Annotated in this window: 15 protein-coding genes; 2 read left to right on the forward strand and 13 right to left on the reverse strand. The window is 62.2% G+C overall.

The features are described 5' to 3' along the window. Positions 1–22: 22 nt before the first annotated feature. Both E5K00_RS07860 and E5K00_RS07865 read left to right on the forward strand, forming a co-directional pair. Complete coding sequence (locus tag E5K00_RS07860; RefSeq protein WP_167856798.1) at positions 23–1,048, forward strand: glycosyltransferase family 2 protein; 1,026 nt, start codon at positions 23–25, stop codon at positions 1,046–1,048. Positions 1,049–1,421: 373 nt separating this feature from the next. Next, positions 1,422–3,203, forward strand: a complete 1,782-nt coding sequence (locus tag E5K00_RS07865; RefSeq protein ID WP_135462685.1) for a T9SS type A sorting domain-containing protein — start codon at positions 1,422–1,424, stop codon at positions 3,201–3,203. Positions 3,204–3,581: 378 nt separating this feature from the next. Here the strand turns inward: E5K00_RS07865 and E5K00_RS07870 are convergent, their stop codons facing one another. The 13 genes from E5K00_RS07870 to hydA form a co-directional block, all read right to left on the reverse strand. Continuing rightward, positions 3,582–6,014: an InlB B-repeat-containing protein gene (locus E5K00_RS07870; RefSeq protein ID WP_135462686.1), complete on the reverse strand. Its 2,433-nt coding sequence runs from the start codon at positions 6,012–6,014 to the stop codon at positions 3,582–3,584. Positions 6,015–6,465: 451 nt separating this feature from the next. After that, complete coding sequence (locus E5K00_RS07875; RefSeq protein ID WP_135462687.1) at positions 6,466–10,473, reverse strand: InlB B-repeat-containing protein; 4,008 nt, start codon at positions 10,471–10,473, stop codon at positions 6,466–6,468. 485 nt (positions 10,474–10,958) lie between these two features. Beyond that, positions 10,959–12,218, reverse strand: a complete 1,260-nt coding sequence (locus E5K00_RS07880; RefSeq protein WP_135462688.1) for an ATP-grasp domain-containing protein — start codon at positions 12,216–12,218, stop codon at positions 10,959–10,961. A gap of 55 nt (positions 12,219–12,273) precedes the next feature. Then, positions 12,274–13,614: an NAD(P)H-dependent oxidoreductase gene (locus E5K00_RS07885; RefSeq protein ID WP_135462689.1), complete on the reverse strand. Its 1,341-nt coding sequence runs from the start codon at positions 13,612–13,614 to the stop codon at positions 12,274–12,276. 50 nt (positions 13,615–13,664) lie between these two features. Continuing rightward, positions 13,665–14,228 (reverse strand): dTDP-4-dehydrorhamnose 3,5-epimerase, encoded by a 564-nt coding sequence (rfbC, locus tag E5K00_RS07890; RefSeq protein ID WP_135462690.1) that lies wholly within the window; start codon positions 14,226–14,228, stop codon positions 13,665–13,667. Positions 14,229–14,276: 48 nt separating this feature from the next. After that, positions 14,277–15,374 carry an NAD-dependent epimerase/dehydratase family protein gene (locus E5K00_RS07895; RefSeq protein ID WP_135462691.1) on the reverse strand — a complete coding sequence of 366 codons (1,098 nt, stop codon included), beginning with the start codon at positions 15,372–15,374 and terminating at the stop codon, positions 14,277–14,279. 65 nt (positions 15,375–15,439) lie between these two features. Beyond that, on the reverse strand, positions 15,440–16,330 hold the full coding sequence (gene rfbF / locus E5K00_RS07900) for a glucose-1-phosphate cytidylyltransferase (protein ID WP_135462692.1): 891 nt from the start codon (positions 16,328–16,330) through the stop codon (positions 15,440–15,442). Positions 16,331–16,632: 302 nt separating this feature from the next. Next, complete coding sequence (locus E5K00_RS07905; protein ID WP_135462693.1) at positions 16,633–17,409, reverse strand: WecB/TagA/CpsF family glycosyltransferase; 777 nt, start codon at positions 17,407–17,409, stop codon at positions 16,633–16,635. 124 nt (positions 17,410–17,533) lie between these two features. Beyond that, positions 17,534–18,931 carry an undecaprenyl-phosphate glucose phosphotransferase gene (locus E5K00_RS07910; RefSeq protein WP_135462694.1) on the reverse strand — a complete coding sequence of 466 codons (1,398 nt, stop codon included), beginning with the start codon at positions 18,929–18,931 and terminating at the stop codon, positions 17,534–17,536. A 305-nt stretch (positions 18,932–19,236) separates the two neighbouring features. Further along, positions 19,237–20,646, reverse strand: a complete 1,410-nt coding sequence (preA, locus tag E5K00_RS07915; protein ID WP_135462695.1) for an NAD-dependent dihydropyrimidine dehydrogenase subunit PreA — start codon at positions 20,644–20,646, stop codon at positions 19,237–19,239. A 61-nt stretch (positions 20,647–20,707) separates the two neighbouring features. Next, positions 20,708–22,039 carry an FAD-dependent oxidoreductase gene (locus tag E5K00_RS07920; RefSeq protein ID WP_135462696.1) on the reverse strand — a complete coding sequence of 444 codons (1,332 nt, stop codon included), beginning with the start codon at positions 22,037–22,039 and terminating at the stop codon, positions 20,708–20,710. A 154-nt stretch (positions 22,040–22,193) separates the two neighbouring features. Beyond that, the gene (locus E5K00_RS07925) at positions 22,194–23,060 is read right to left on the reverse strand and encodes a nitrilase-related carbon-nitrogen hydrolase (RefSeq protein WP_245328235.1); all 867 of its coding nucleotides are present in this window, start codon (positions 23,058–23,060) and stop codon (positions 22,194–22,196) included. Positions 23,061–23,272: 212 nt separating this feature from the next. After that, a complete protein-coding gene (hydA, locus tag E5K00_RS07930) occupies positions 23,273–24,649 on the reverse strand; it encodes a dihydropyrimidinase (protein ID WP_135462697.1) in 1,377 nt (458 codons plus the stop codon). Positions 24,650–24,886 lie beyond the last annotated feature (237 nt).

Raw genomic sequence — 24,886 nt, forward strand, 5'->3', positions numbered from 1 at the left:
CGCGTTTCCAGCTTTCTGTTCTATGCCTTCCGTTCTGCTTTCTATCGTCACCTGGAACAGTGCCGCCGTGATTGAAGCCTGCCTGGCCTCGGTGCTGGCCCAGACTTACTCCGATTTTGAGGTGTGGGTGGTGGATAATGCCTCGGCCGACGACACCCGGACCCGCGTGGCCGCCATTGCCGCCACCGATGCCCGGGTGAAGCTGCACGCGCTGCCCCGCAACACGGGATTCTGCGGCGGCCACAACTACGCCCTGGACCGTACCACCTCCGAGGCCGTGCTGCTGGTAAACCCCGATATTGAGATGCAGCCCGACTACCTGGCCTGCGCCCTGGCCCGGCTGCAAACCGACAAGCGCATTGGCACCGTGTGCGGCCTGCTGCTGCAAAGCCCCGACGCGAATCCGCGCATCGACAGCACCGGCATGGAAGCCCTGCCCGACGGCCGGTTCCGGCTGCGGCACCACGCGCAGCGGCTGCACGAAACGCCCCTGACGGCGGGCCCCGTGGATGGGGCCGATGGGGCCCTGCCCCTGTACCGGCGGGCCTTTATCGACGATTTGAGGGTGGAAGGGCAGTTTTTTGACGAGCGGTTTTTTGCCCACAAGGAAGACTGGGATATTGCCTGGCGCGGACGGCTGTTTGGCTGGCTCACCGTCTTCGACCCCGCCTGCCGGGCCCTGCACCCGCGCGAGTTTCGCCCCGCCGACCTGCGGGTGCGCCTGCGCCTGAGCGGCAACATCAAGGCCGACGCAGTGAAAAACCAGTGGCTGCTGTTGCTCAAGAATCCGCCGCGGCGCGACTTGCCCGGCCTCTGGCTGCGGGCCCTGCCCCGGCAGCTGGGCATTCTGCTGTACTGCCTGCTGCTGGAGCGCCCTTCGCTGCGGGCTTACCGCTACGTGTGGCAGCACTGGGGCAGTATTCGGCACGCCCGCCGGCTGATTCAGACCCGCATCCGGGAACGGGAACAGCCGGGCCGCCGGTTGTGGCCCGGTCCCCCGGCTCCCACCGGCAAGCCCCTGGGCAACCTGGCCGCCGACTTGGTGTAGACCTTCTTCTCCTCCGATATACAGCAGCGCCCCGGTCATTCTGGTTTCGAAGCCAGAACGGCCGGGGCGCCGCCGTGCCCAGCGGTGTACGCCAACCCACGGGCTAACCACACCCGGCACTCAACAGCCCGATAACAATCAAAATATGATTCCTCTGCCCCTGTGCTTCACCTATCTGGCACTAAACCCTGCTAACAATTTCAGTAATAACTGCTTGGCCAACTACTCTCAATCGAATATTATAGACCTTTTACAATAAAAAATACTTATCAAAAAAATATTAGTACAAACTAAAATCAAAAACTTGCAATTATTGATTAAAAGTGTAGCTTTGGTATGCGTACTATTCTGTTGCATTTTAAGAAGCCAAGCAATGAAGAATCTCTCTCTCTTCTTTTGTACTTCCGGCACCAAAGCACTGGGTAAGGTTGTGCTGCTCGTGTGCCAGTTCCTGCTGCTCAGCTCTGTGCTTCATGCGGCAGCCCTGCGCCCCTTCGCTCCCCGGGGCACCGCGCTATTAGCCGACCCTACGGTACTGAGCTACACGCTGGTGAATGCCGACACCGACCAGGATATCCAGCTCCTAACCGACGGGGCCGTGCTGGATCTGAGCGCCTTACCGACCCGCAACCTGAATATCCGGGCCAATACCGACCCGGCGCAGGTAGGCAGCGTCGTATTCGATTTGAGTGGCGCGCAAACCCAGAGCATCACGGAAAGCGTGGCGCCCTACGCGCTTTTCAGCGACTTTCAGGGGGACTACTTCAACTGGACGCCGGCCGCGGGCAGCTATACTCTGACGGCCACGCCCTACTCCGAAGCGGGGGGCGCGGGCGTGGCGGGCATTCCGCTTACCCTGAGCTTCAGTGTGCTGGACCCGCCCGCTAACGTGGTCAGCTTCACGCTGGTGAATGCCGACACCGATACCGATATCCAGCCCCTGACCTCGGGTACGACGCTGAACCTGACCACCTTGCCGACGCGCAACCTGAACATCCGGGCCAACGTCAACTCCTCCCCGATTGGCAGCGTGGTGTTTGCGCTCAGTGGCGCGCAAACCCAAAACCTCACAGAAAACAGTGCGCCTTACGCCTTGTTCAGTGACGCCGGCGGCAACTACAACCCCTGGACGCCCATCGTGGGCAGCTACTCCCTGACGGCCACGCCGTACCGGGGCGCCAACGCCACCAGTGACGTAGGCGGCGCCCTGACCATCAGCTTCTCGGTTATTGACCCCACGGGCAGCGTCGCCAGCTTCACGCTGGTGAATGCCGACACCGACCAGGATATCCAGCCCCTGACGGCCGGGGCCGTGCTGAACCTGGCCACGCTGCCCACCCGCAACCTGAACATTCGGGCCAATACCAGTCCGGCCACGGTGGGCAGCGTGGCCTTTGTACTGAGCGGCCAGCAAAGCTCCAGCATCACGGAAAGCGTGGTTCCCTACGCCATGTTCGGCGACTTTCAGGGCGACTACAACGCCTGGACGCCCACCGTCGGCACGTATTCCATAACGGCCACGCCTTTTCCGGCGGCCAATGGTGTCGGGGCGGCCGGCACGGCGCTTACTATCAGCTTCACCGTATTTGATCAGACCGGCCCCTTGCCAGTGAAACTGACTTCTTTCACTATCCGAACTCAGCCGACGGGCATAGAAGTGAGCTGGACTACGGCCAGTGAGGAGCGCAACCGCGAATTTGTGCTGGAACGCAGCCTCGATGGCAAAATCTTCCGCGACATTGTCACCGTGGCCGGCCACGGCACGACCAGCACTACCAACCATTACCGCTACCTGGACACCCAGGTGCCAACCGGCAGCGCCGACCTCTTCTATTACCGTCTGCGTCAGATAGATATCGACGGATCAACCCACTTGTCGCCCGTGCGCACCGTGAGCCTGGTTGCCAGCAACAGCCGCCTGCAGGTTTATCCGACGGTAGTTACCACCGGGGTGTTGCATGTTGCCTTAAGCAGCGAGCAGGCGGCGGGCGGGCAGCTGGAGCTGCTTACGGCGCAGGGTCGGCACCTGCCCTATCAGTCGGCAGGCACCCCGACCGACGGCACAATTCTGACCCGCGACCTACCCGCCGGCACGTATATTTTGCGCTACACCTGCGCCGAGGGCGTATTCCACAGCCGCTTCATCGTGCCCTAGCCCGGCTTACGGCTCCAGCCCTACCGGTCGACTCGCACTACCGTGCGGGTCGGCCGGTTTTTTATTGGCAGAAAGGCACCAACGGCGGTTACCAAGTCAGCTGCTATAGCGGCGCCAGCATGCCTGCCCTCCCACATTACCCTGGCTACTCTGCACGCCGGTACACCTCACTCACTCACTCACTCACTCACTCACTCACTCACTCACTCACTCACTCACTCACTCACTCACTCACTCACTCACTGCCCACGCGGGCCGGGGCATTGCCGACGGGCAAGCCCGCTGGTAAGAACAAAAAAAGCTCCACCGCCCGGCCTGTGGAGGTGCCGGACGGTGGAGCAGTATGGGAGCCGGCAGCAGAGCCGGCGAGTCAGGTATTTATTGCCGCAGCAGCTTCACGCGGGTGGCGCGGCCGCCGCTTTCCAGGACCAGGTAATAAAATGCCTGGGGCTGCATGTACCGGGCAAAATCCAGCTGGATAGTCGCCCCGGCGTTGCCCGCCACGCTACCCGTCGCCATTTGGGTACCCAAAGCCGATACCAGCGTGTAAGTTACGGCTTGCCCTCCACGCTGGGGCAGATACAGGGTGTAGCGGCCATCCGCCGACGGATTGGGATACGCCCGCGCGTCGTCCTGGAGGAGCGTGGCCACCGGCGTTTCCGAGGCAGTCCCGGTATTTGCCGTGTTTGACACGCTGAAGAGAATGGTCAGGGCTTGTCCCGCGTTTCCGCCGCCACTGGCCTCGGTGTAAGGCTGGGCCGTCAGGGAGTACGAGCCGCTCTGGGGCGTCCAGGGGTTGTAGTCGCCGCCACTGTCACTGAACAAGGCGTAGGGCACTACGCTCTCCGTCTGAAACCGCTGCTCCGCCCCGCTGAGCCGGAACAATACGCTGCCGACGGTGGGCGGGCTGGTGTTGGCCCGGATGTTCAGGTTGCGGGTGGGCAAGGTTTTCAGATTCAGCGTCGTGCCGGCCGTCAGGGGTTGAATGTCGGTATCAGTATCAGCGTTAACCAGGGTGAAGCCCGTGATGGTCAGCACCTGCGAGGTCGTTACGCTGAACGTGACCGTGACCGTAGCCCCCGGCGTGCCCTGCCCGCCAGCGCCGGAGTACGTGGTGGCCGTCAGGGAGTAGTTGCCCAGCGGCGGCGTCCAGGAGTTGTAGTCGCCGCCACTGTCGCTGAACAAGGCGTAGGGTGCTACGCTCTCGGTCTGATTCTGGGTTTGGGCTCCCGTGAGGGCAAACACGACGCTGCCCGATGTGGCCGTGCTGTTGAGCCGGATGTTCAGGTGCTGGGTCGGTAAGGTGGCCAGGTCGAGCACCGCGCCGCTGGCCAGGGGCTGCAGATCCTGGTCGGTATCGGCATTCACCAGCAGAAAGCCCAGCCCGACCGGTCCGCCCGACATGGAAGCAAACTGGGCCGTCACGGTTTTGTTGCTGTTCATCACCAGCGTCAGCGGGTTCGTGGTGCCCGTCGCGTCGCCGCTCCAGCCCATGAATACCTGCCCGTAGGCGGGGGTGGCCGTCAACTGCACGTTTTCCCCGCTGACGTACGTCGGCTTATCGGGATTTTTGCTGACCGTGCCGCCGCCGCTGGCCCCCACGGTTAGGGCGAAGGTGGGGGCGCTGCCCTGGTCGACCACGGAAAACTGCACTACGAAAGGCGGCGAAGCGGCGCCGCCCCCACCGGCCCCGCTGAAGGCCGTGGCTTCGAGCCGGTAGCTGCCGGCCGACGGCGGCCAGGAGTTGTAGTCGCCGCCGGCGTCGCTGAACAAGGCGTAGGGCGTCAGGGATTCTACCTGGCTTTTCTGCTCGGTTCCGGACAGCTCCAGCAGCACGCTGCCAATCGTGACCGGGTTGGTATTGGCCCGCACGTTCAGGTGGCGCGTGGGCAAGGTGGCCAGGTCCAGGGTCATGCCATTGGTCAGGGGCTGAATATCCTGGTCGGTATCGGCATTCACCAGCGTATAGCTCGTAACGGAGGCCGGGGCAAAATTAGCCGTAATGCTTTTGGCGCCGGTCATGCTGACCAGCAGCGGGTTGGTGCTGCCGGTCGCGTCGCCGCTCCAGTTGAGGAAGAACTGTCCGGGGCCGGGCGTGGCCGTGAGCATCACGCCGCCGCCGCTGGGGTAGCTGCTCAGGTTCGGGTTGCGGGCCACCGAGCCGCTGCCCGTGGTAGCCAGCAGCAGCGGGTACGCGCCGGGCGGCGGCGGCCCCAACAGGCCTTGCAGGGCCGCGTACCAGCGCGTACTCATTTTGTCCTCGCCGGTGGCATTCAGGTGCACGCCATCATACATGTCGGTGGCCGGGTCGAAGCCGGTGTTTTGGTCCACGATGACCACCCGGGACTGGGGCGTGCTTTTCTGCTGGGCCAGGTCGGGCAGCAGGGCATTCAGGGCGTTGATGTTGGTGTTGCCGGGGCTGAGGGCCGTCGGCAGCAACTGGGCCAGAATAATCTGCACCGTGGGCTGGGCCAGCCGCAGCTGGTCGATGATCTGGCCCAGCTCGTCGCGGGTGCCGGTCACGTTCTGATTCTGAAAAGCATCGTTGGAACCCGCGTGCAGCAAGACGACGTCGGGGCGGGCGGCGTCGGCCCACTGCCGGGTGCTTACCAGCAGCTCGTCGGTGCGCAGGCCCCAGTGGCCTTCGTGGTCGAGGTCAAAATCGGAGGACGGTGGTGGCCCCCCGGAGTTCAGCCGCTGGGAGCCCACGAAGTCGACGCTGTAGCCGCCGGCGGCCAGCTTCTGCCAGAGGGGGCGGCGGTAGGATGCATGCGTGGCGTCGCCCTGGGTAGCGGAGGCCCCAAAGGGCATTATTCGCACCTGAGCCGAGCTGGTTCGAAGCCCCAACAACAAAATGCCAAGCAGCAGCCATTGCCACCGGGCAGAACTAGAGCGGTGCGGAGTACAGGTAGTACGCATAAAGTGAACAGCAAGAAGTGGTAGATATGCCTGCGCCTAGCCTTTTTAAGCGGGGAAGACCCGGGTTAAAAAGGAATAGGTAATCCGAGTCACCCCGTGGCGGCAGGGCAATTCAATTCGAAGTAAGAACTGGAAGTAGCGTATACGGAAAGCTCTAATTTATATAAATATTTTGTTGAAAAAATTAATTTATACAATAAAAACATAAATAATTATCAACATAGGACTACAAATACTAAGTAAAACCCTATTACTCCTTCTGCAGTTAGCAAGCCAATGCCACCACCACGGGCCGGCTACCGGCTTGTGGTGGTGGCATCCGAGAAGCAGCCCGCACTCGTGGTCAGCGCCTGACTTTGAGCCGGGTGGAAGCTGAGCCACTTTCCAGCAGCAGATAGTACAGCCCCGGTGCCGGCATGCTCCGGCTGAAGTCGAACGTGAGGCTGCGCACCGACTGCGGAAGCAACCGGGTTCCTTTGTCAACCTCGGCCCCGATTACCGAGAGCAGAGTGTAGTTGATCGGGCCTTGGAGCGGCTCAGCAAGCACTACCCGGAAGCTGCCATCCGTGGTTGGATTCGGGAATACCTGCGCCTGCAGTTGCCGGCCGGCCGGCTGGGCCCGGGTGGCCAGCGCCACGGCCGGCACGCTCTGATCAACGACGGTGAAGCTGGTGGTGAGGGCCGTGCCGGCCGTGCCCCCGCCGCTGGCGGCCGAGTAGGGCCGGGCCGTGAGTGAGTAGCTGCCCACCGCTGGCGTCCAGGGGTTGTAGTCGGCATTAGCGTCGCTGAACAGGGCGTAGGGCGGCACACCCTCTGTCTGGCTACGCGTCTGCGTTCCACTCAGGGCGAAGACCACGCTGCCCACGGTGGCCGGGTTGGTGTTGGCCCGCACGTTCAGGTTGCGGGTCGGCAGCGTGGCCAGATTCAAGGTCGCTCCCGCCCCTAAGGGCTGAATGTCAGTATCCGTATCGGCATTGACCAGCGTATAGCTGGTGACCGACTGCCCGGCCGGAACAGCGGTGAAGGTGGCCGTGATGCTCTTGTTGGCCGACATGGTCACGCTCAGCGGGTTGGTCGTGCCCGTGGCTGCCCCGCTCCACCCGCTAAAGGTGTAGCCCGTGGCCGGCGCGGCCGTCAGGCTCACCACCGTGCCGCTGGCATAGGAAGCGGCATTGGGGTTCTTGGTCACCGTGCCGCTGCCGACCACGGCAGTAGTCAGGGTGAAGGGCCCTGAAGAAGCCACATCCGTTACCGAGAAGCTGATGGTCAACGCGGTGCCGGCCGTGCCCCCGCCGCTGGCGGCCGAGTAGGGCCGGGCCGTGAGCGAGTAGCTGCCCACAGCCGGCGTCCAGGGGTTGTAGTCGGCGTTGGCGTCGCTAAACAAGGCGTAGGGCGCTACGCTTTCCGTCTGGTTCTGCACTTGGGCCCCGCTCAAGGCGAAGACCACGCTGCCCACGGTGGCCGGGCTGGTGTTGGCCCGTACGTTCAGGTTGCGGGTGGGCAAGGTGGCCAAGTTCAAGGTCGCGCCGACCGTCAGAGTCTGGATATCCTGGTCGGTATCGGCATTGACCAACGTAAAGCTGGCCACCGATTGCCCGGCCGAAGTGGGCGTGAAAGTGGCCGTAATCGTCTTGTTGGCCGACATGGTCACCGCTAGCGGGTTGGTAGTGCCCGTGGCGTCGCCGCTCCACCCCGAGAAGGTGTAGCCCGTGGCCGGCGTAGCCGTCAGGCTCACTACTGTTCCACTGGCGTAACTCGTGGCATTGGGGCTTTTCGTCACCGTGCCGCTGCCACTGGTGTTCACCGTCAGCGAATAGGTGCTGGGGCTGGCCTGGTCAATCACCGAGAAAGTCGCGGTAAGTGTGGCGGCTGGGGTGCCCGTGCCGCCTGAGCCACTATACGGGGTAGCCGACAACGCATAGCTACCCACCGGCGGGGTCCAGGGGTTATAGTCGCCGCCAACGTCGCTAAACAGGGCGTAGGGGGCCACATTCTCGGTCTGGTTCTGGGTCTGGGTGCCGGTTAGGGCAAACACCACGCTGCCGGTGGTGGCCGCGTTGACGTTGGCCCGGATGTTCAGATTGCGCGTAGGCAGGGTGGCCAGGTTGAGCACGGCCCCGTTCACGACGGCCTGAATGTCCTCGTTGGAGTCGGCATCGACCAGGGTGAAGGTGGTGGTGGTGCAGTCCGGATCCAGGCGCACCTGCTGGGTGGTGGCCAGCCCGGCCGCATCGGTCACGGTCAGCTGCACCACGTAGTAGTACGTCTCCGACCCGCACCCGTAGGGCGCGATGGTCGTCGTGGTTTCCACGCTCGTGTCTACCGGGTCGGGGTGCTGGTGTTGGGCGTGGTGCAGAATGGTTTGCCACTGGTAGGAAAGCTGGGCCGCGCTGTGCTCAGGGTCGGTCACGGTGGCCCGCAGGTTGTAGGTCGTGTTGCCGGTCATGGGGTAGCGCGTACCAACGGCGGGCGAGGTAATCGTGACCTGAGGCGGGGTGTTGTTCACCGAAATCACCAGCGTCGTCTGGTTGGTCAGGCCCTGGCTGTCTTTTACCGTCAGCTTCACCGTGTATTTGGTGGGGGCCGACGTGGGCGGGGCAAAGGTGTGGGCCGGGTTGGTGGCCGTGCTGGTGCCCCCGTCCCCGAAATCCCAGGCAAACGTCAGCGCCTGCCCTTCGGGGTCGGAGCTGGCACTGCCGGTAAATTGCACCGCCAGCGGCCCCGGACCGTACGTTTTGTTGGCGCTGGCCACTGCCTTGGGCGGCTGGTTGGTGCTGGTCGAGTACGTTATTTTGCGGATTTCAGAAGGGTAGAAATTGACGTAGAACAAACCCTTTTCACCGGGACTCACGGCCATAGCCACGGGCACGGCCCCGCTGTTCACAAAGTCGCGCACCTGGCTGGGCTTGTTGCTGGCGTCCACCGTCATCGAACGAATCCAGCCGCCCACGTAGTCGCCGAAAAAGTACGTGTTCTGGTAGGCCGCCGGCCAGTCGGTGTAGGGGTAAAACACCCCGCCCGAGGACGAGTTGCCCCCGAACTGCGGCCCGGCCACCGGCGAGCCGGCCGCCCCGAGGTTGATGGTCGCAGCGGTGGAGCCGCTGAAGATGCCCGTGCGCGAGGGGCCCGTGCCGTGGCCCCAGTCGATGAGCGGGCGGCGGTGCACGAAGGTGGGCACCGAGCTGGGAATGGCCTTGGTGTTGTCGCAGGGGTTGGGGAAGGAGGCCGTGCCGGTGGGCGTTTCCTGCTTGAGCAGGTCGCGGAAGTAGAAGTATTGCTGGGTGCAGCCCCCAATGCCGTACTGCGGGTTCGGCGCGTCCTGGTTGTAGGTATTCTGCGAGGAAAAAGAAGTGTACGATGTCAGGCCCTCAAACAGGGGCCAGCCCAGGTTTTGCCGGGGCTGGCTGACGACGTGCGTTTCTTCCCAGTTCGAGGCGCCCACGTCGCCGATGTAGAGCGTGCCGGGGTTGGCGGCGGCGGGGTCGGTGCTGCCCGTGCCGGGTCTGAGCGTCATGCGGAAGGGGTTGCGGCAGCCCAGGGCCCAGACTTTCGAGCGGGGCGCGTTGGGGTTGCTGGCGTCGTAGAAGGGGTTGCTGGGCACGCCCGCCCCGGTGGCCGGGTCGATCCGCAGAATCTTGCCGCTCAGGCAGTTCACCAGCTGAGCCCGGAAGGAGCCCACGTTTTCCTTGCTGGTGATAATGCCGTCGGCCAGCGCCTGGGCGGCGTAGGTGTAGGAATAGTTGCCGTAGTCGGGCAGCGGATGCGCCCCGTCGCCGGTCGAGACCAGCAGCGTGCCGTCGGTGCCGAACAGCAGCGTGTTGGTCACGTGCCCGTTGAAGGTGGAAGGAATGCCCGTCGACTTGGTCGCGCCCAGCAGAATCTTGCGGGTAGTGGCACTGACGGCGCAGGCACCGGTCGGATTGCTGGCCGTGTAGCGCGTGAGCCGCCCGATAGTGGGGCTGAAATAGTCGTTGGTCGTGGCGCTGTAGGCGGCCGTGCCGTAGTTCAGCAGGTAATGCCGATCCACGACGTAGAGCAGGTAGAGGTAGCCGTTGGTGTCGAACTTGGGGTCGAGGGCAAAGCCTAGCAAGCCGTGGTCTTCCCAGGCCCCTACTTCTTCCGAGATGTCCAGCAGCACCCGCCGCTGCCCGTTTTCGACCACCCACACTTTGCCGGGCCGCTCCCACACAAACATCTTGCTGCCCGACTTATTAAAGGTCAGCCCCACGGCCTCATTCCATCCCGCTGAAACGACGGTGGACGTGAAGCCGCTGGGGGGCGTTTGGGCCCGCCCCGGCCAGCCGCACAGCACTATGCACAACACTGCAAGCCAGGTACATATGTTTTTCATGCTTTCCAAGATTAGTATTTTCAACTGCCAGCGTCAACTCTCATTCTGACCAGGAAAAACCGCGTAGTGGATCGGCTGGTGCCCGGCTATCCGTAGCACACCGCGCGGAGGCAGCCGGTTATCCAGCCCGGGCGGCGGTGGACTAGCGCGGCAGCAATGCGGCCGGGGCAGAATCCAGGCTCTGCTGGGGCTTACTGCCCCCTAAAGCCGCACGCAGCGGGTTTCCGACCGGCTCCGCAGCGCCAGGCCGCCCTACCGTATGCCCTAATGGGTGACAATATGGATAAAAATATAACATAAATATTCCAATTAAAAAAATAATTATTTTTATTTAAACCTCATCTATTCTTCATGTATTATTTCCTTAAAATCATATCCTTACCGAAGACGCGCTAACGGCCACGAAAAACCAAAAACAAGCCAGCCAATCCTACGGGGCGGTAGAATTGGCTGATCGAAAGCAGAATACTTATTTTCCTAATGAATCAGTCAGTAGTGAAAAATTCATAAAGTTTAGGCAGCGGGTCACCAAGCATGCCCGCCAGGGTCGTATCCCGCAGGGTAAAGGGTATTTTGTTGGCGCCCGACCCGAATAATTTATAGCGCACATAATTGGGAAAGGGAATATAGCGGCCCAGGGCGAAGGAAGGCAGCGGCAGCGACTGGCCCAGGGCGGCGCGGCAGGCCAGCACCGGAAAATTAACCTGGGCCCGCACGGCCGAGCCCACCACCGTCAGCCAAAACCGGGTGTTGATTTCAATGACTTTCATCTGCCGGGTGCGGGCGTCGTAGCGCAGGTCCAGGTGGGCTACGCCGTTCCAGCGCAGGGCCGTCATCACCCAGTTTACTACTTCCAGCACCGCCTCATTGCGCACAAACTCGATGGCCTCGGTGGGCGCGTAGGCCGAAGCGGCCGGCAGAACACCTTTCTGAATGGAATACGCTACCAGCTTCCCGCTCTGATACAGCACGTTGCAGTCGATGTCGTAGCCCTCGATGCAGTTCTGAATGATGTAGTTGCTGTCGGCGGGCAGGGCGGCCACGGCTTTGAGCAGCGCGGTCCGGTTGTGAAACAGCTCGATGCCGCCGCCGCCGATGCCGTCCACGGGTTTGAGCAACACCGGAAACTCGATGGTATCGAGCTGCGCCGCCAGGTTGCGGCGCACGTCCAGGATGGTATCGGGGGCCGGAATGCCGCGCTGCTGCATAAAGGCGCCCAGCTTGCTTTTGTCGGTGGCTATTTCGTAGGCTTCCGATTCGGGCAGGGGCAGCACCCGCAGAAACGAGGCCAGCTCCGGCTGGTGCGCAATAGTGAAGCGCATCCCGGCCACGTCGATGGGCAGCAGCACCTCGGCCTGCGTGGCGGCGGCTACCTGCCGCATGCAGGCAATAAACTCGGCGTCCGACTGGCCAGGGGCGCAGTAGTGCCACTGCCGGATGTAGTGCGAAAACCGGTACGGGCTGGCGGCGTTGCGGGACACCAGGTGCACCCGGATGTTCTTCTGCCGGCTCAGGCAAAACAGCACGGCCCCCGTCAGCCGGTAGTTGCTTTCCAGCACCAGCACCGTGCAGGTGGCTCCTTCCCGGCGCGGTGGCTTAGGTGCCGGAACGTTACCATCAGCGGGCAATATGTCTTTTTCTCGCGTGGGCGGTTCGGGGGCAAACGGCGGGCGGGGCGACAGAATAAGCGGCAGATGGCGGTTGGCGCCGGCGTATTCCAGCAGGTTCAGCTGATCAGAGTTCATGTGTGGTGGGCGCAGAGGAGGTGGGAGTAGTGAGAGCAAAGGGCCGGGCCAAGCCTTATTCCGTGGCCGTCAGCACGGGGGCGGGAGCGGCCGTCGGGGTTAGTCCGAAGTAGGCTTCCTGCTCGCGCCGCAGCTCGTCGATGAGCCGACCCTCGGGCAGTAGCACGTCGTCGTAGGTCAGCACCTGGTCCTTGGGCACGTCGCGGCGCAGCACGCAGCCTTCGGCGACGCCCAGCGGCAGCAGGTTTTCGGCCCGGGCCACGCTGTAGTTTTCGGCCAGCCCGTAAGTCATGTAGTGCCCGATGCCGTCGAGCGTTTCGCCGGCCCGCAAGGCAATTTTGGCGGCCGTCACCACTTCCACGCACGGGGCTCCCTGGGGCGCCAGCGCGGCATCCTGAAACAGCACGGCCCGGGCTACCGAGGTCGGCGTTTCGAAATGGCACAGGTGATAGGGCGTGTAGAAGCAGTACAGCGGGCCCGGCCCCAGCTTATACAGCTTCAGGTAGTGCTGCTGAACCGGGTCGTCGTGGGTGCCCAGGATGAAGACGCCCGGGCCGGGCTCGGCCCCGACCACGTAGTCGACGATGCCGGGGCCACCGCTGAGCAGGCGCTCCTGCGGGTACCACTCGGCCGCCTTGCTGATGGGCGTGCCCGGGGCCACCGTGGGCCCCAGCATGCCGCGCTGCGCGACTTCCATACCCAGGGCATTGGCAATAACGGCCTGCTCGAAGCTGATTTTGCTGCCGTCGGCAAAGCTGGTCACCATGCTCGGGTTCTGGCCCCACTGCCGGGCAAAGCCCTCCTGAGTAGTGGGGTTGCGGTAGGGGTCGTGCAGGCCCTTGATGTTGCCGCACAGCACCGGTTTCACGCCCAGGCCCTTCACGAAGCGGGCCAGGTTGAGCGTCACGCCGGGCTGGTCGCCGTCCGACACGGTGTAGACCACCCCGGCCCGGTCGGCGTACACTTTCAGGATAGCGCCCACGGTGCCGTCCAGCTCGGCGTTGAGCAGCACCATGTGCTTGCCGTGCCGGATGGCTTCGAGCACCACCCGCGCGCCGTGCTCCACGGCCCCGGTCACTTCAATAATACAGTCGATGCCCTCGGCCCGGCTCAGCAGCAGCGCGTCGTCGGTAATGGCGGGCTGGCCCAGCTGAATGCAGGCTTCCAGGGCCGCCACGGTGCCCACTTCCCGGGCCCCGGGCTCCCCGGCTTCCTCGTAGGCGCGGCGGGCCTGGGCCAGGGTGCGGTTGGCAATGGCCACGAGCTCCATACCCGGCACGTAGCGGCAGATCTGGAGCGCGACGCCGCGCCCCATAAAACCGGCTCCCACCATGCCGACCCGGATAGGTTGACCAAGGCGTTGTCGTTGGGCCAGCGCAGTATCAATGATAAGCATAGCAAGTCAGAATGCGGATGAGGGGGAAAGCACGGCCGGGGCCGGGCCGCTTAGTCGCTGAGCTGCCCTTCGGCGGAGGGCACCAGCAGGTGAAAATCGGGGTGGTTCTGGTCTTTCTCCGAGATGAGCACGGGCTCCAGGGGCCACTGAATGTTGATGGACGGGTCGTTCCAGCGCAGGCCCCGCTCCGAGCCCGGCGCGTACTTGGCCGACACCTGGTAGCACACGTCGGTGTTGTCGGTCAGGGTGACGAAGCCGTGGGCAAAGCGGGCCGGCACAAACAGCATCCGGAAGCTGTCGGCCGTCAGCTCCACGCCCAGCCACTGCCCGTACGTCGGCGACTCTTCGCGCAGGTCCACGATTACGTCGTAGATGGCGCCGCGGGTGCAGCGCACGAGCTTGGTTTCTTCGTAGGGCGCCAGCTGGTAGTGCATGCCGCGCAGGGTGCCACGCCGGGGGTTCGACGACACGTTGGCTTGCAGCGGGGGCATTAGAATGCCGTGGGCGGCAAACTCATCCACGCACCACGAGCGGGCAAAAAAGCCCCGCTCATCGGCCATGCGGTCCACATCGATAATAAAGGCACCTGGTAGTTCGGTCTCAGTGAAAATCATAGAAGCAGGAAGTAGCGGTGGTGGAAAAGGAAGTGGTATCGGCAGGGTTCAGGACAAGGCCAGCTCGGGCGTGGCCACGGGCACGGGGCGGGCCGCCGGATCCTGCCAGCACAGGTCGGCATCGAGCTGGCCGGTTTCGCGCAGGGCCGTGAGCACCCGCAGGCGCATCAGCTGCGACGAGCGGAACTCCGGGTCGCGGAAGCCCATGCCCAGCAGGCCGGCGTGCAGCTCGGTAATCGTGTCGGCCAGGGTGCGCTGGGGCTGGTGATGGGGGGCCAGCTCCCGGAACAAGCTAAAGTCGACGCGGTAGGAGCGCTTATCCGGGGGCGCGCTGGGGTTCAGCTGCACCTCAGTGCCGGGAATAGCCTCGGCAATAGCCGCCGCCAGCTCCCGCACCTGGTAGTTCCACTGCTCCGATCCGGCATTGATGGCCAGGAAATTGCCGCCGCAGTCGGCGGGCCGGCCAATGGCCCACTCAATAGCCCGGGCCATATCCTGCACGTGAATCAGGGGACGCCAGGGCGTGCCGTCGCTCAGGATGCTGATGCGGCCCGTAGCCACGGCCCCGGCCACGAAGTCATTCACCACCAGGTCGAGGCGCAGCCGGTCGCTCCAGCCGCAGGCCGTGGCAAAGCGCAGGCAGGTCACGGTAAAGCCGTCGTCGGCCAGCGGGGCCAGATCCTGCTCGCTCAGCACCTTGGAGCGGGCGTAGGCCGTCAGCGGGTTCAGCGCCGACTGCTCGGTTTTGGCGCCTTCGCCCCCCGCCCCGTACATGCTGCAGGAGCTGGCAAACACAAAGGCCCGGACGCCGGCGGCTTTGGCCCGGCGGGCCAGTGAAATCCCGGCCTGGTGGTTTATTTCCAGGGTCACGGCCTCGTAGGTTTGCCCCATCGGGTCGTTGGAAATGGCGGCCAGGTGCACAATGGCGTCGAGGCCGGGCAACAGGTCGTCGGGCAGCTCGCGCACGTCGCCGAACATCTGGCGGTCGAGGCGGGCCTCGGGCAGGCGCTGGGCGCCGGTCAGGCAGTGGGCAAAGTAGGCCATGTCGTAGCCAATGAGCTCGGCCTGCGGAAACTGCTGCCGCAGGTGCCGCACCACGCCGGGCCCTACGTAGCCCATGTTGCCGGTAATGAGGATGCGCTGCATAGAATAGAAGTCAGAAATGTGGATTTTATCGGGAGAATGAACGGCGCTTCGGCGCCGGTACGGGGTTAGTCCTTGGGCAGCAAGGTGGGCGCGGCCACGCGCTGGCCCACCGGGGCCGTCACGGCCGAAGTCATAATCTGGGTCAGAACCGGGTCGGTGGCCGCGGCTTCGCGGGCATTGTCCCACACTTTCCAGCGGGCTTTGCCGGCGCTCCACATTTCCTCCAGCATGTTCCGGTCGCGCAGGGTATCCATGGGCTGCCAGAAGCCGGTGTGGCGGTAGGCGGCGAGCTTGCCTTCGGCCGCCAGGCGCTCTAAGGGGCCTTTTTCCCACACGGTACTGTCGTTTTCGATGTAGTCGAACACCTCGGGCTCCAGCACGAAAAAGCCGCCGTTGATCCAGGGAGTTTCGCCGCCCTCGGGCTTCTCGGTGAAGCTACTGACACGGGTGGCTTCGTCGCTGAGGGAGAAAACCCCGAAGCGGCCCGGCTGCCGCACGGCCGTGAGCGTGGCCACGGCCCGCTGCTCCTGGTGGTGCCGGATAGCGGCCCGAATGTCGACATCCCCTACCCCGTCGCCGTAGGTCAGGCAGAAGGTTTCGTTGTCTAGGTGCTCGCGCACCCGGCGCAGGCGGCCCCCGGTCATGGTTTCCTGGCCCGTGTCGACCAGCGTAACGGTCCAGGGCTCGGCGTTGCTGCGGTGAATCTGCATTTCGTTCCGGTCCATGCGGAACGTCACATCGGAATTATGTAGAAAATAATCGGAAAAGTATTGTTTTATCATGTGTCCCTTGTAGCCGCAGCACACCACAAAGTCGCGGATGCCGTGGTGGGCGTAGATTTTCATGATGTGCCACAGGATAGGCCGGCCGCCTACTTCCACCATTGGTTTGGGCCGTACGCCGCTTTCCTCGCTGATTCGGGTACCGTAGCCACCCGCCAGAATAACTGCTTTCATAGGTGTAATATGAGGTGATGTTGAAGCCAAGAAGAAACAAAGGAGAGAAGACTGATACATCAGCCGGAGCGCATCTACACGCTGGCACTTAGATGCAGAAATATAAGACTAATTATAATATTATCAATAAAAATTATTAAAATATTTTAACATAAATCAATTGCACATAGATATTATTCTGTTATTCATCGACACGCTGAGTCGACTCTGGCTACCATAAGGCCAGAACTTCAGTGCACTAATACAATAAATTATATAAACCAAGTTTGTTTGACGCTCCTGCCTTCAGCAGAGTAGCCGGCCTAGGTCGAAGCCGGCACGTGGGGGCGGCCGGCCAGGTAGGCCAGGGCCCGGCGCCCAATCAGGTACACAAACTGGGTGTTGGTGTGCAGATAACGGCGCCAGAGGCGTTTGGGCTCCAGCCACAGGCGGTAGGCCCATTCCAGCCACAGTTGCCGGGCCCAGCGCGGCAGGCGGGGCTCCAGGCCCGCGTACACCGGAAACGCCTGCCCCACCCCCAGCATGCAGGCCCGAATCCGCCCGCGGTGCGAGGCCATCCAGCGTTCCTGCCGGGGGCAGCCCAGGGCCACAAACAGCAGGTCGGGGTCGGCGGCGTTGATGGCGGCGGTTTCGGCGGCATCTTCCTCGGCGGTCAGCTCCCGGAAGGGCGGCGAATAGGCCCCGGCCACGCGCAGAGCAGGCAATTCCCGTTGGGCCCGGGCAACCATAGCCGTCAGCACCTCATCCGTGGTACCGTAGAAGTACACCGATTGGCCGCGGCGGGCCGCTTCCGTCAGCAGGGCAGGCAGCAGGTCCATACCGGCCACGCGCTCCTGGTGCTGGTGATGAAAAAACCCGACGGCGGCGGCCACGGGGCTGCCGTCGGGCACTACCAGGTTGGCCTCGTCCAGAATGCGCCGGAAATCAGGCTGATGATGCGCTTCCACCAGCATGTGCACGTTGGCGCAGCACACGTAGGCCGAGGCCCGGGCCGCGCCCAACCGCAGAATGGCGTCCGTAAACTCAGGAAAGGTTCCGGTCGAAATCCAGGAGTCCAGCACCAAGCGTTTGGGTAGCATATCGGTGAAGTAGTGAATGAGTGACGTAGTGAATGAGTGAGTTTGCTATCCGACTTGCGCAGACTTGCCGTGTTGGCGCCATTTGAACGACAACTCACCAAGTCGCTCAGTCACTATTTCACCGCTAGTAGGCGTTTTTCTCGCCGCGGATCATGTTCCAGACGGTCTGGCCGATAATCTTCATATCCAGGCCGAAAGACCAGTTTTCCATGTATTTCAGGTCGTATTCCACCCGCTTGCGCATGGCCTGGGGGGCCCGGGTTTCGCCCCGGTAGCCGTTCACCTGGGCGTAGCCCGTGATGCCCGGCGTCACGGCGTGGCGCATCTGGTAGGTGCGAATGTGCTTGGAGTATTCCTCCAGCTGCGACACCATGTTGGGGCGCGGCCCCACCACCGACATGTGGCCCAGCAAGACGTTGAAGAACTGGGGCAGCTCGTCGAGGTTATACTTGCGCAGGTACTTGCCGACGCGCGTCACGCGGGGGTCGGCGAAGGTAGCCTGCAACTCGGTCTGGCGGTGGTCGGCGCGCATGGTGCGCAGCTTGTAGCACGGAAACAGGTGGTTGCGCTTGCCGGGCCGCATCTGCTTGAAGAACACCGGCCCGGGCGAGTCGAGCTTGATCAGCAGCGCCAGGATGGGCATAATGAAGGGGAAAGCCAGCAGGATAACCGCCAGGGAAAAGACGATGTCGAACACCCGCTTCAGCACCTGATTGGTTCGAATGCCCAGGGGCTGATGCCGGATGGTGAGGATGGGCATGTGGTCGTAGAAGTACACGTTGACCTCGCGCCGCACGGTGCCGCTGAAATCGGGCACAATCCGGAACGACAGGAAATGGTCGTCGGCAAACTGGGAGAGGTCCTCAATCAGCTCGTGGCGGTCGAGGGGCAGCGTGAAGTAGATTTCGTCGATGGTGGTGCGCAGGCAGTAGTTTTTCAGCTCGGCCAGCGGGCCCCGCACGTAGGGGCGCAGGCCCTCGGCCACGGGCTCGTCGGCAAAGAACCCCTGGAACTGGTTGCCAATCGGGTCGTGGGAGGCCAGGAAGCGGTAGAGCTCCTGCCCACTGTCGCCGGCCCCAACGATGATAAAGCGGGAATGGGGCCGGGCCACGTGCCGGTGGTAGGCCCGGTAGCAGAACGTAATCAGGAAACGGGCCCCCACTACGCCCGTCACGGCAAAGCTATACACGGCAAAGATGTAGCGCAGCGGCAGCCAGTCGAGCTCCAGGGCCAGCACCACGGCCAGCACCAGGCAGGCGTGCAGCAGGAAGGTGCGCATCAGGTAGAGCAGCTTCTCGGGGTACGTTATCAGCTTATCTACCCGGTAGATGTTGGCAAACTGCCCCGACAACAGCCACCACAAGAGGCCGAATATCACGAAGCAGAACGGCGCGTAGCCGTTGAAATGCCACGTGTTCCAGATCATGCGGCCGGCGAGCCGGAAAGCTCCGAAAATCAGGAGCACGTCAACCACGGGCAATACCAGGCGCGAGGCGTCGGAGTAATGTCTGTACCGTTCCATAAAGCTATGCGTGTGAAAGAGCCCAATAAGGAAGAATGCTCTACCGTAGGTGGGGGTAGAAGTAGATTAAGACCAAGTAACATATTTTTTGGTGTTTAAGCAATAATAAATATGATTTTTGTTTTACTAAGTTCATCACATGTATATGTATTAGGATTTAATAAATAAATATTTTACCTAAAAAATGATGATTTATCACGCTTTTTCAGTTTTACGGCAACGAAAAAGAGCCATCAGCACCCAAAATCGGGGTACTGATGGCTCAGAGTCGTCGAAAAAAACGAACCGCTACAAAAACCGATTTGTCATTTCGGGCGCTCCACGGCGCTGGATTCCAGCGCCGCCGCATCGGCGGCGGCGTACTGCCGGGCTTTGCCGGGCAGGGTTTTGTGCTTCTCCTTGCCCAGGGCGGCGGCCGGCGCGGGCACCCAGTGGTGGCGGCCGCCGGCGCGCTCATCGTCGAATTCGGTCGGGATGGTTCCGGCCTCGGTGCGCTCTTTCCAGGTGAGGTGCTCGGTGCCGTCGTCGCGCCGCTCCATCGTGATGCACTGCTCCACGGGGCATACCAACGAGCAGAGGTTGCAGCCCACGCAGTTTTCCTGGATGATTTCGGGCACGCGGGTGCCTTCGTTGAGGCGAATGGCCTGGTGGGCGCCGTCTTCGCAGGCCGTGTAGCAGAGCTGGCAGCCGATGCACTTTTCCTCGTTGATTTCGGCCGTCACCTTGTACTTCAGGTTCAGGTCTTCCCAGTGCTTGACGTTGGGCAGGGCCTTGCCCACCATGTCGTAGATGGTATGGAAGCCCTTTTCGGTCATGTACTGCTCCAGGCCGCTGGTCATTTCCCGGATGATGCCGAAGCCGTAGTGCATGGCCGCCGTGCACACCTGCACGCTGCTGGCGCCGAGCAGAATATGCTCTACCGCGTCGCGCCAGCTCTCGATGCCCCCGATGCCGGAAATCGGCAGCTGCACGTCGGGGTGCTGGGCGCAGTTTTTCACCATGTTCAGGGCAATGGGCTTCACGGCCGGACCGCAGTAGCCGCCGTTCGAGCCTTTGCCGTCTACGATTGGGTAGGGCGCAAACAAATCCAGATCCACGCCCACGATGCTCTGGATGGTGTTGATCAGCGAAATGGCGTCGGCCCCGCCCCGGCGGGCGGCCATAGCCGGCTCGGTAATATCCGAAATGTTAGGCGTGAGCTTGACAATCACCGGAATCTTGGCGACTTCCATTACCCATTCCACAATGGTCTGGAGCACTTCCGGCTCCTGCCCTACCGCCGAGCCCATGCCCCGCTCGCACATGCCGTGGGGGCAGCCGAAGTTGAGCTCGATGCCGTCGGAGCCGGCGTTTTGCACGTCGCGCACGATGTCGTGCCACTCCTGCCGGCTCTGCACCATCAGGGAGGCAATAACGGCGTGATGCGGGAAGCGCTTCTTCACTTCCTCGATTTCGCGCAGGTTGTCGCTCAGCGGCCGGTCCGAAATCAGCTCGATGTTGTTGAAGCCCATCATGCGCTTATCCCGGTAATTCACGCCGCCGTAGCGGCTCGACACGTTCACGACGGGTACGCCCAGGGTTTTCCAGACGGCGCCGCCCCAGCCCGCGTCGAAAGCTTTCATTACCTGATAGCCCGAGTTGGTCGGGGGGGCCGACGCCAGCCAGAACGGGTTGGGCGACTTGATACCGGCAAAGTTTATGGATAAGTCTGGCATTGGTTAGTTGTTGGTTGTTAGTTGTTGGTTGTTAGTAAGCTGGCTTCCAAAAAGCCAACAACTACAAGCCAGCACTCAAATACTCGTGAATGCCGCGGGCCGCGGCTTTGGCTTCGGCCGAGGCGTTGACGACTTCCGCGCCGCCGTTGCGGGCGTCGCCGGAGGTGAAATACTTGGGGTTGGTGGTCTGGCCGGTGCGCTCATCGGCCACGATGCGGCCTTTGCCGTCGATCTGCAAGCCCGGAATCAGGCGCAGCAGATGGAGCTGCTTGGCCTGCCCGGTGGCTTTGATGACCATGTCGCAGGGCTCCACGAACTCGGTGCCGGCTACGGGCTGCACCTGCCCGTTCAGGGTGGCCGTGCGAATGAACTTCACGCCTTCCACCTTGCCATTGCCCATAATTTCGACCGGGGCCACGTTGAACAGCCCCTTCACCCCCACGCCTTTGGCCAAGTCGTACTCAAACTCGTAGGCCCCCATTTCCTCCTTGCCGCGGCGGTAGGCCAGAATCACGTCTTCGGCCCCCAGCCGCGCTGATTCCGAAGCCGCGTCCATGGCCGTGTTGCCGCCGCCCAGCACGATGACCTTGCGGCCCACGGCCGTTTGGTGGTGGCGCTGCCGCAGCTGCTCAATGAACTCGACGGCCCCCACGCAGTTGGCGCGCTCCTCGCCCGGCAGGTGCAGAGGATTGGTCAGGCCCAGGCCGATACCGAGAAACACCGCGTCGTAGGATTCTTCCAGCGCCTCCAGCTCCCGGCGGGAGGTAATGGGCTGGTTGTACTGCACCCGAAAGCCGAACTGCGCCTCCAGATACGCCATTTCGGCCAGCACTTCCTCGTTCGTGATTTTGTAGGGCGCCACGCCGTACACCGTCAGGCCCGAGGGCTGAGCTTTGGCCTCAAACACGTCGACCTCGTAGCCCAGGCTCCGCAGCTCGCAGGCCGCCGATACGCCAGCGGGCCCCGCCCCGATGATGGCGACCTTGCGACCGTTGGGCGGGCCGGCGCTGAACAGCTTCTTATCCTGCTCAATGGCCTCGCGGGTGGCGAAGCTTTGCAGCCGCCCGATTTCGATGGGCTTCATGTCCTGCAGATTGTACACGCAGGCACCTTCGCACAGCACCTCAGTGGGGCATACCTTGCCGCAGGCATTGCCGAAGTAGTTGGCCTCGTAAATGGTGCGGGCCGCGCCCGTGGTGTTGCCGGTATTAATCTGGCGGATAAACTGCGGCACGTCGATGCCCGACGGGCAGGCTTTGATGCAGGGCGCATCGAAGCAGAACAGGCAGCGGGAGCTTTCGAAAAGCGCCTCGGTGCGGTTCATGCGGGGCTTGAGCTGCGCGAAGTTGGCGTGAAATTCCGGCTCGGAAGTAGGAGTGTTATACTCGGCCATGGTACTAAAAGGAGAGGTAGCGGTGGGGCAATAAGCAAAGGGAGAAGCGTGGCAGCGGGCCCCTCATTGGGCGGCCCACCAGGCACTAACAGCGCGGGCAAGGACTGGCGACTCTGCACCAATCCTTGCTAGTCAAACACTTAGTAAGATACGCTTATAATTCGACCAGCTTGTCGTAGGTCTCGGGGCGCCGGTCGCGGAAGAACTGCCAGGTGTTGCGCACTTCCTCAATCATGTCGAGGTCAAACTCGGCCACCAGCAGCTCATCGTTGTCTTCCGAGGCCTGGGCCAGAATCTGCCCGCGCGGGTCCACGAAGTAACTCGTGCCGTAGAATTTGCCCAGGTTCCAGGGCTTTTCCGTCCCGACGCGGTTGATGCAGCCCATGAAGTAGCCGTTGGCGGCGGCGTGGGCCGGCTGCTCCAGCTTCCAGAGGTACTGCGAGAGGCCCGCCACGGTGGCCGAGGGGTTGTACACGATTTCGGCCCCGTTCAAACCCAGAATGCGGGCCCCGTCGGGGAAGTGCCGGTCGTAGCAGATATACACGCCCACTTTGGCGTATTTAGTCTGGAACACGGGGTAGCCCATGTTGCCGGGCTTGAAGAAGAATTTCTCCCAGAAGCCGGAGGTATGCGGAATGTGGTTTTTGCGGTACTTGCCCAGGTAGGTGCCGTCGGCGTCGATGACGGCGGCGGTGTTGTACAGGAAGCCGGCGGACTCCCGCTCATACACCGGCACAATCATCACCATGTTGTACTTCTTGGCGTATTCGGCCATGCGGTCGGTGGTGGGGCCGGGCACGGGCTCGGCCGAGGCGTACCAGGCTTTGTCCTGGCCGGGGCAGAAATACGGGGTATTGAAGATTTCCTGCAAACACAGAATCTGCACGCCCTGCCGGCCGGCTTCTTCGATGAGCGGAATGTGCTTCTGCACCATGGCCTCCATGATTTCGGCAATTGTGCCTTCGCCTTCACTGATGGGCAGACTCATCTGGATCAGGCCAGATTTGATAATTCTTGGCATTGGAAAAGAGAGGAGAAAAGGGGTTGGGGGGAATGTTGGGTTTTTCGAGTGTCAGAACGAAACTCCCCTCCTTCCTTCAAGGAGGGGTGCCCGCAGGGCGGGGTGGTTAGCTAGAGACTAGAAAACTAGAGCTAGAAAGTCGTTCAGCTAAACAACGATTGAACCACCCCTACCCCCTCCTTGAAAAAAGGAGGGGAACTAGCTTTCTAGCTTTAAAAGGCCGTTTTGCCGCGTTTGATGAACTGCCCGTAGCCGCGGCCGACTTTGGTTTCGCCGCCTTGCACGGCCACTTGCCCGCGCAGGATTACGGTGTCGATTTTGCCGGTTAGCTCCCAGCCTTCGTAGGCCGAGTAGTCGACGTTCATGTGGTGGGTGGCGGCCGAAATCGTGTGCTTTTTCGCGGGGTCGATGAGCACTAGGTCGGCATCGGCGCCGATACTGATGGTTCCTTTGCGCGGAAACATGCCGAAGATTTTGGCCGCGTTGGTGCTGGTGACTTCTACGTACTTCTGCAGGCTGATTTTGCCGGTCGCCACACCTTCCGAAAACAGCAGCTCCATGCGGTGCTCAATGGCCGGGTGGCCGTTCGGGATTTTGCTGAAGTCGTCTTTGCCCATCATCTTCTGCTCCCACATAAAAGGGCAGTGGTCGGTACCCACCACCTGCACCAGGCCCTGGTTGATGCCGGCCCAGAGCGTGGCCTGGTCCTTTTTCTCGCGCAGCGGCGGCGACATCACCACCTTGGCCCCGTTCACCTCGTCTTCGTAGAGCGAGGCATCGAGCACCAAATACTGAATGCAGGTTTCCACGAATACGCGCTGGTTGCGCTCGGTGGCGCGCCGCACCTGGTTCAGGGCCCCCTCGCAGGTCAGGTGCACGATGTAGGCGTTGACGCCGGTGTAGTTGGCAATGTCGGCGAAGCGGCCCGAGGCTTCGGCTTCGGTTACTTCGGGCTGCGACAAATAATGGTAGAGCGGCGTGAGCTTGCCCGCGGCCCGGTGCTGGGCAATGAGCGTATCAATCATGTCGCCGTTGGTGGCGTGGGCCGTCACCAGCCCGCCGTGCTTTTTCACTTCCTGCATCAGCCCCACCATCTGGGCGTCGTCAATCATGAGGGCGCCCTTGTAGGCCATGAAGGTTTTGAAGGACGTAATTCCCTCTGCTATCATGTCCTGGATTTCCTCCTTGGTGCCGGGGTTGAAATCCGTCACGGCCATGTGGAAGGAATAGTCGCCGACGGCCGTGCCGGTGGCGCGGCCCTGCCACTCGGTCAGGGCTTCGCGCAGGCTGTGGCCCTGCTTCTGCAGCACGAAATCAATGACGGTGGTCGTGCCGCCGTGCAGGGCGGCGCGGGTGCCGGTTTCGTGGGTATCGGAGCTGAAGGTGCCCATAAACGGCATGTCCAGGTGCACGTGCGGGTCGATGCCGCCGGGCACGATAATCTTGCCCGTGGCGTCAATGGTTTGGTCGGCTTGCACCGGCAGGTTGCGGCCAATGGCCACTATCGTCTCCCCTTCCACCAGCACGTCGCACACGGAATCAGAATCGGCCGTTACCACGCGGCCATTTTTAAGTAGCAAAGACGCCATTCAGACAGGAAAAGTGAAAGAAGTTTAGTTGGAAAAAGTAGGCTTTTATCGACCCAAAAGCAAGTCGGGCTACGGGCTTATTTTTCAGAAAGGAAAACAGTGTCCCAAAGCCGGTTAAACCGGCGGGCAAGCAACCCGGAAAGCTGGTGGTGCGCCGCAATTCTGCTGTTGCATTTACAGCAGTTATCGGCGCGGTTTAGTCCTGTTTTGCTCTACTGCACTCCGCTCCAGGCACAG

The sequence above is a fragment of the Hymenobacter aquaticus genome (genome assembly GCF_004765605.1).
GTDB lineage: Bacteria > Bacteroidota > Bacteroidia > Cytophagales > Hymenobacteraceae > Hymenobacter > Hymenobacter aquaticus.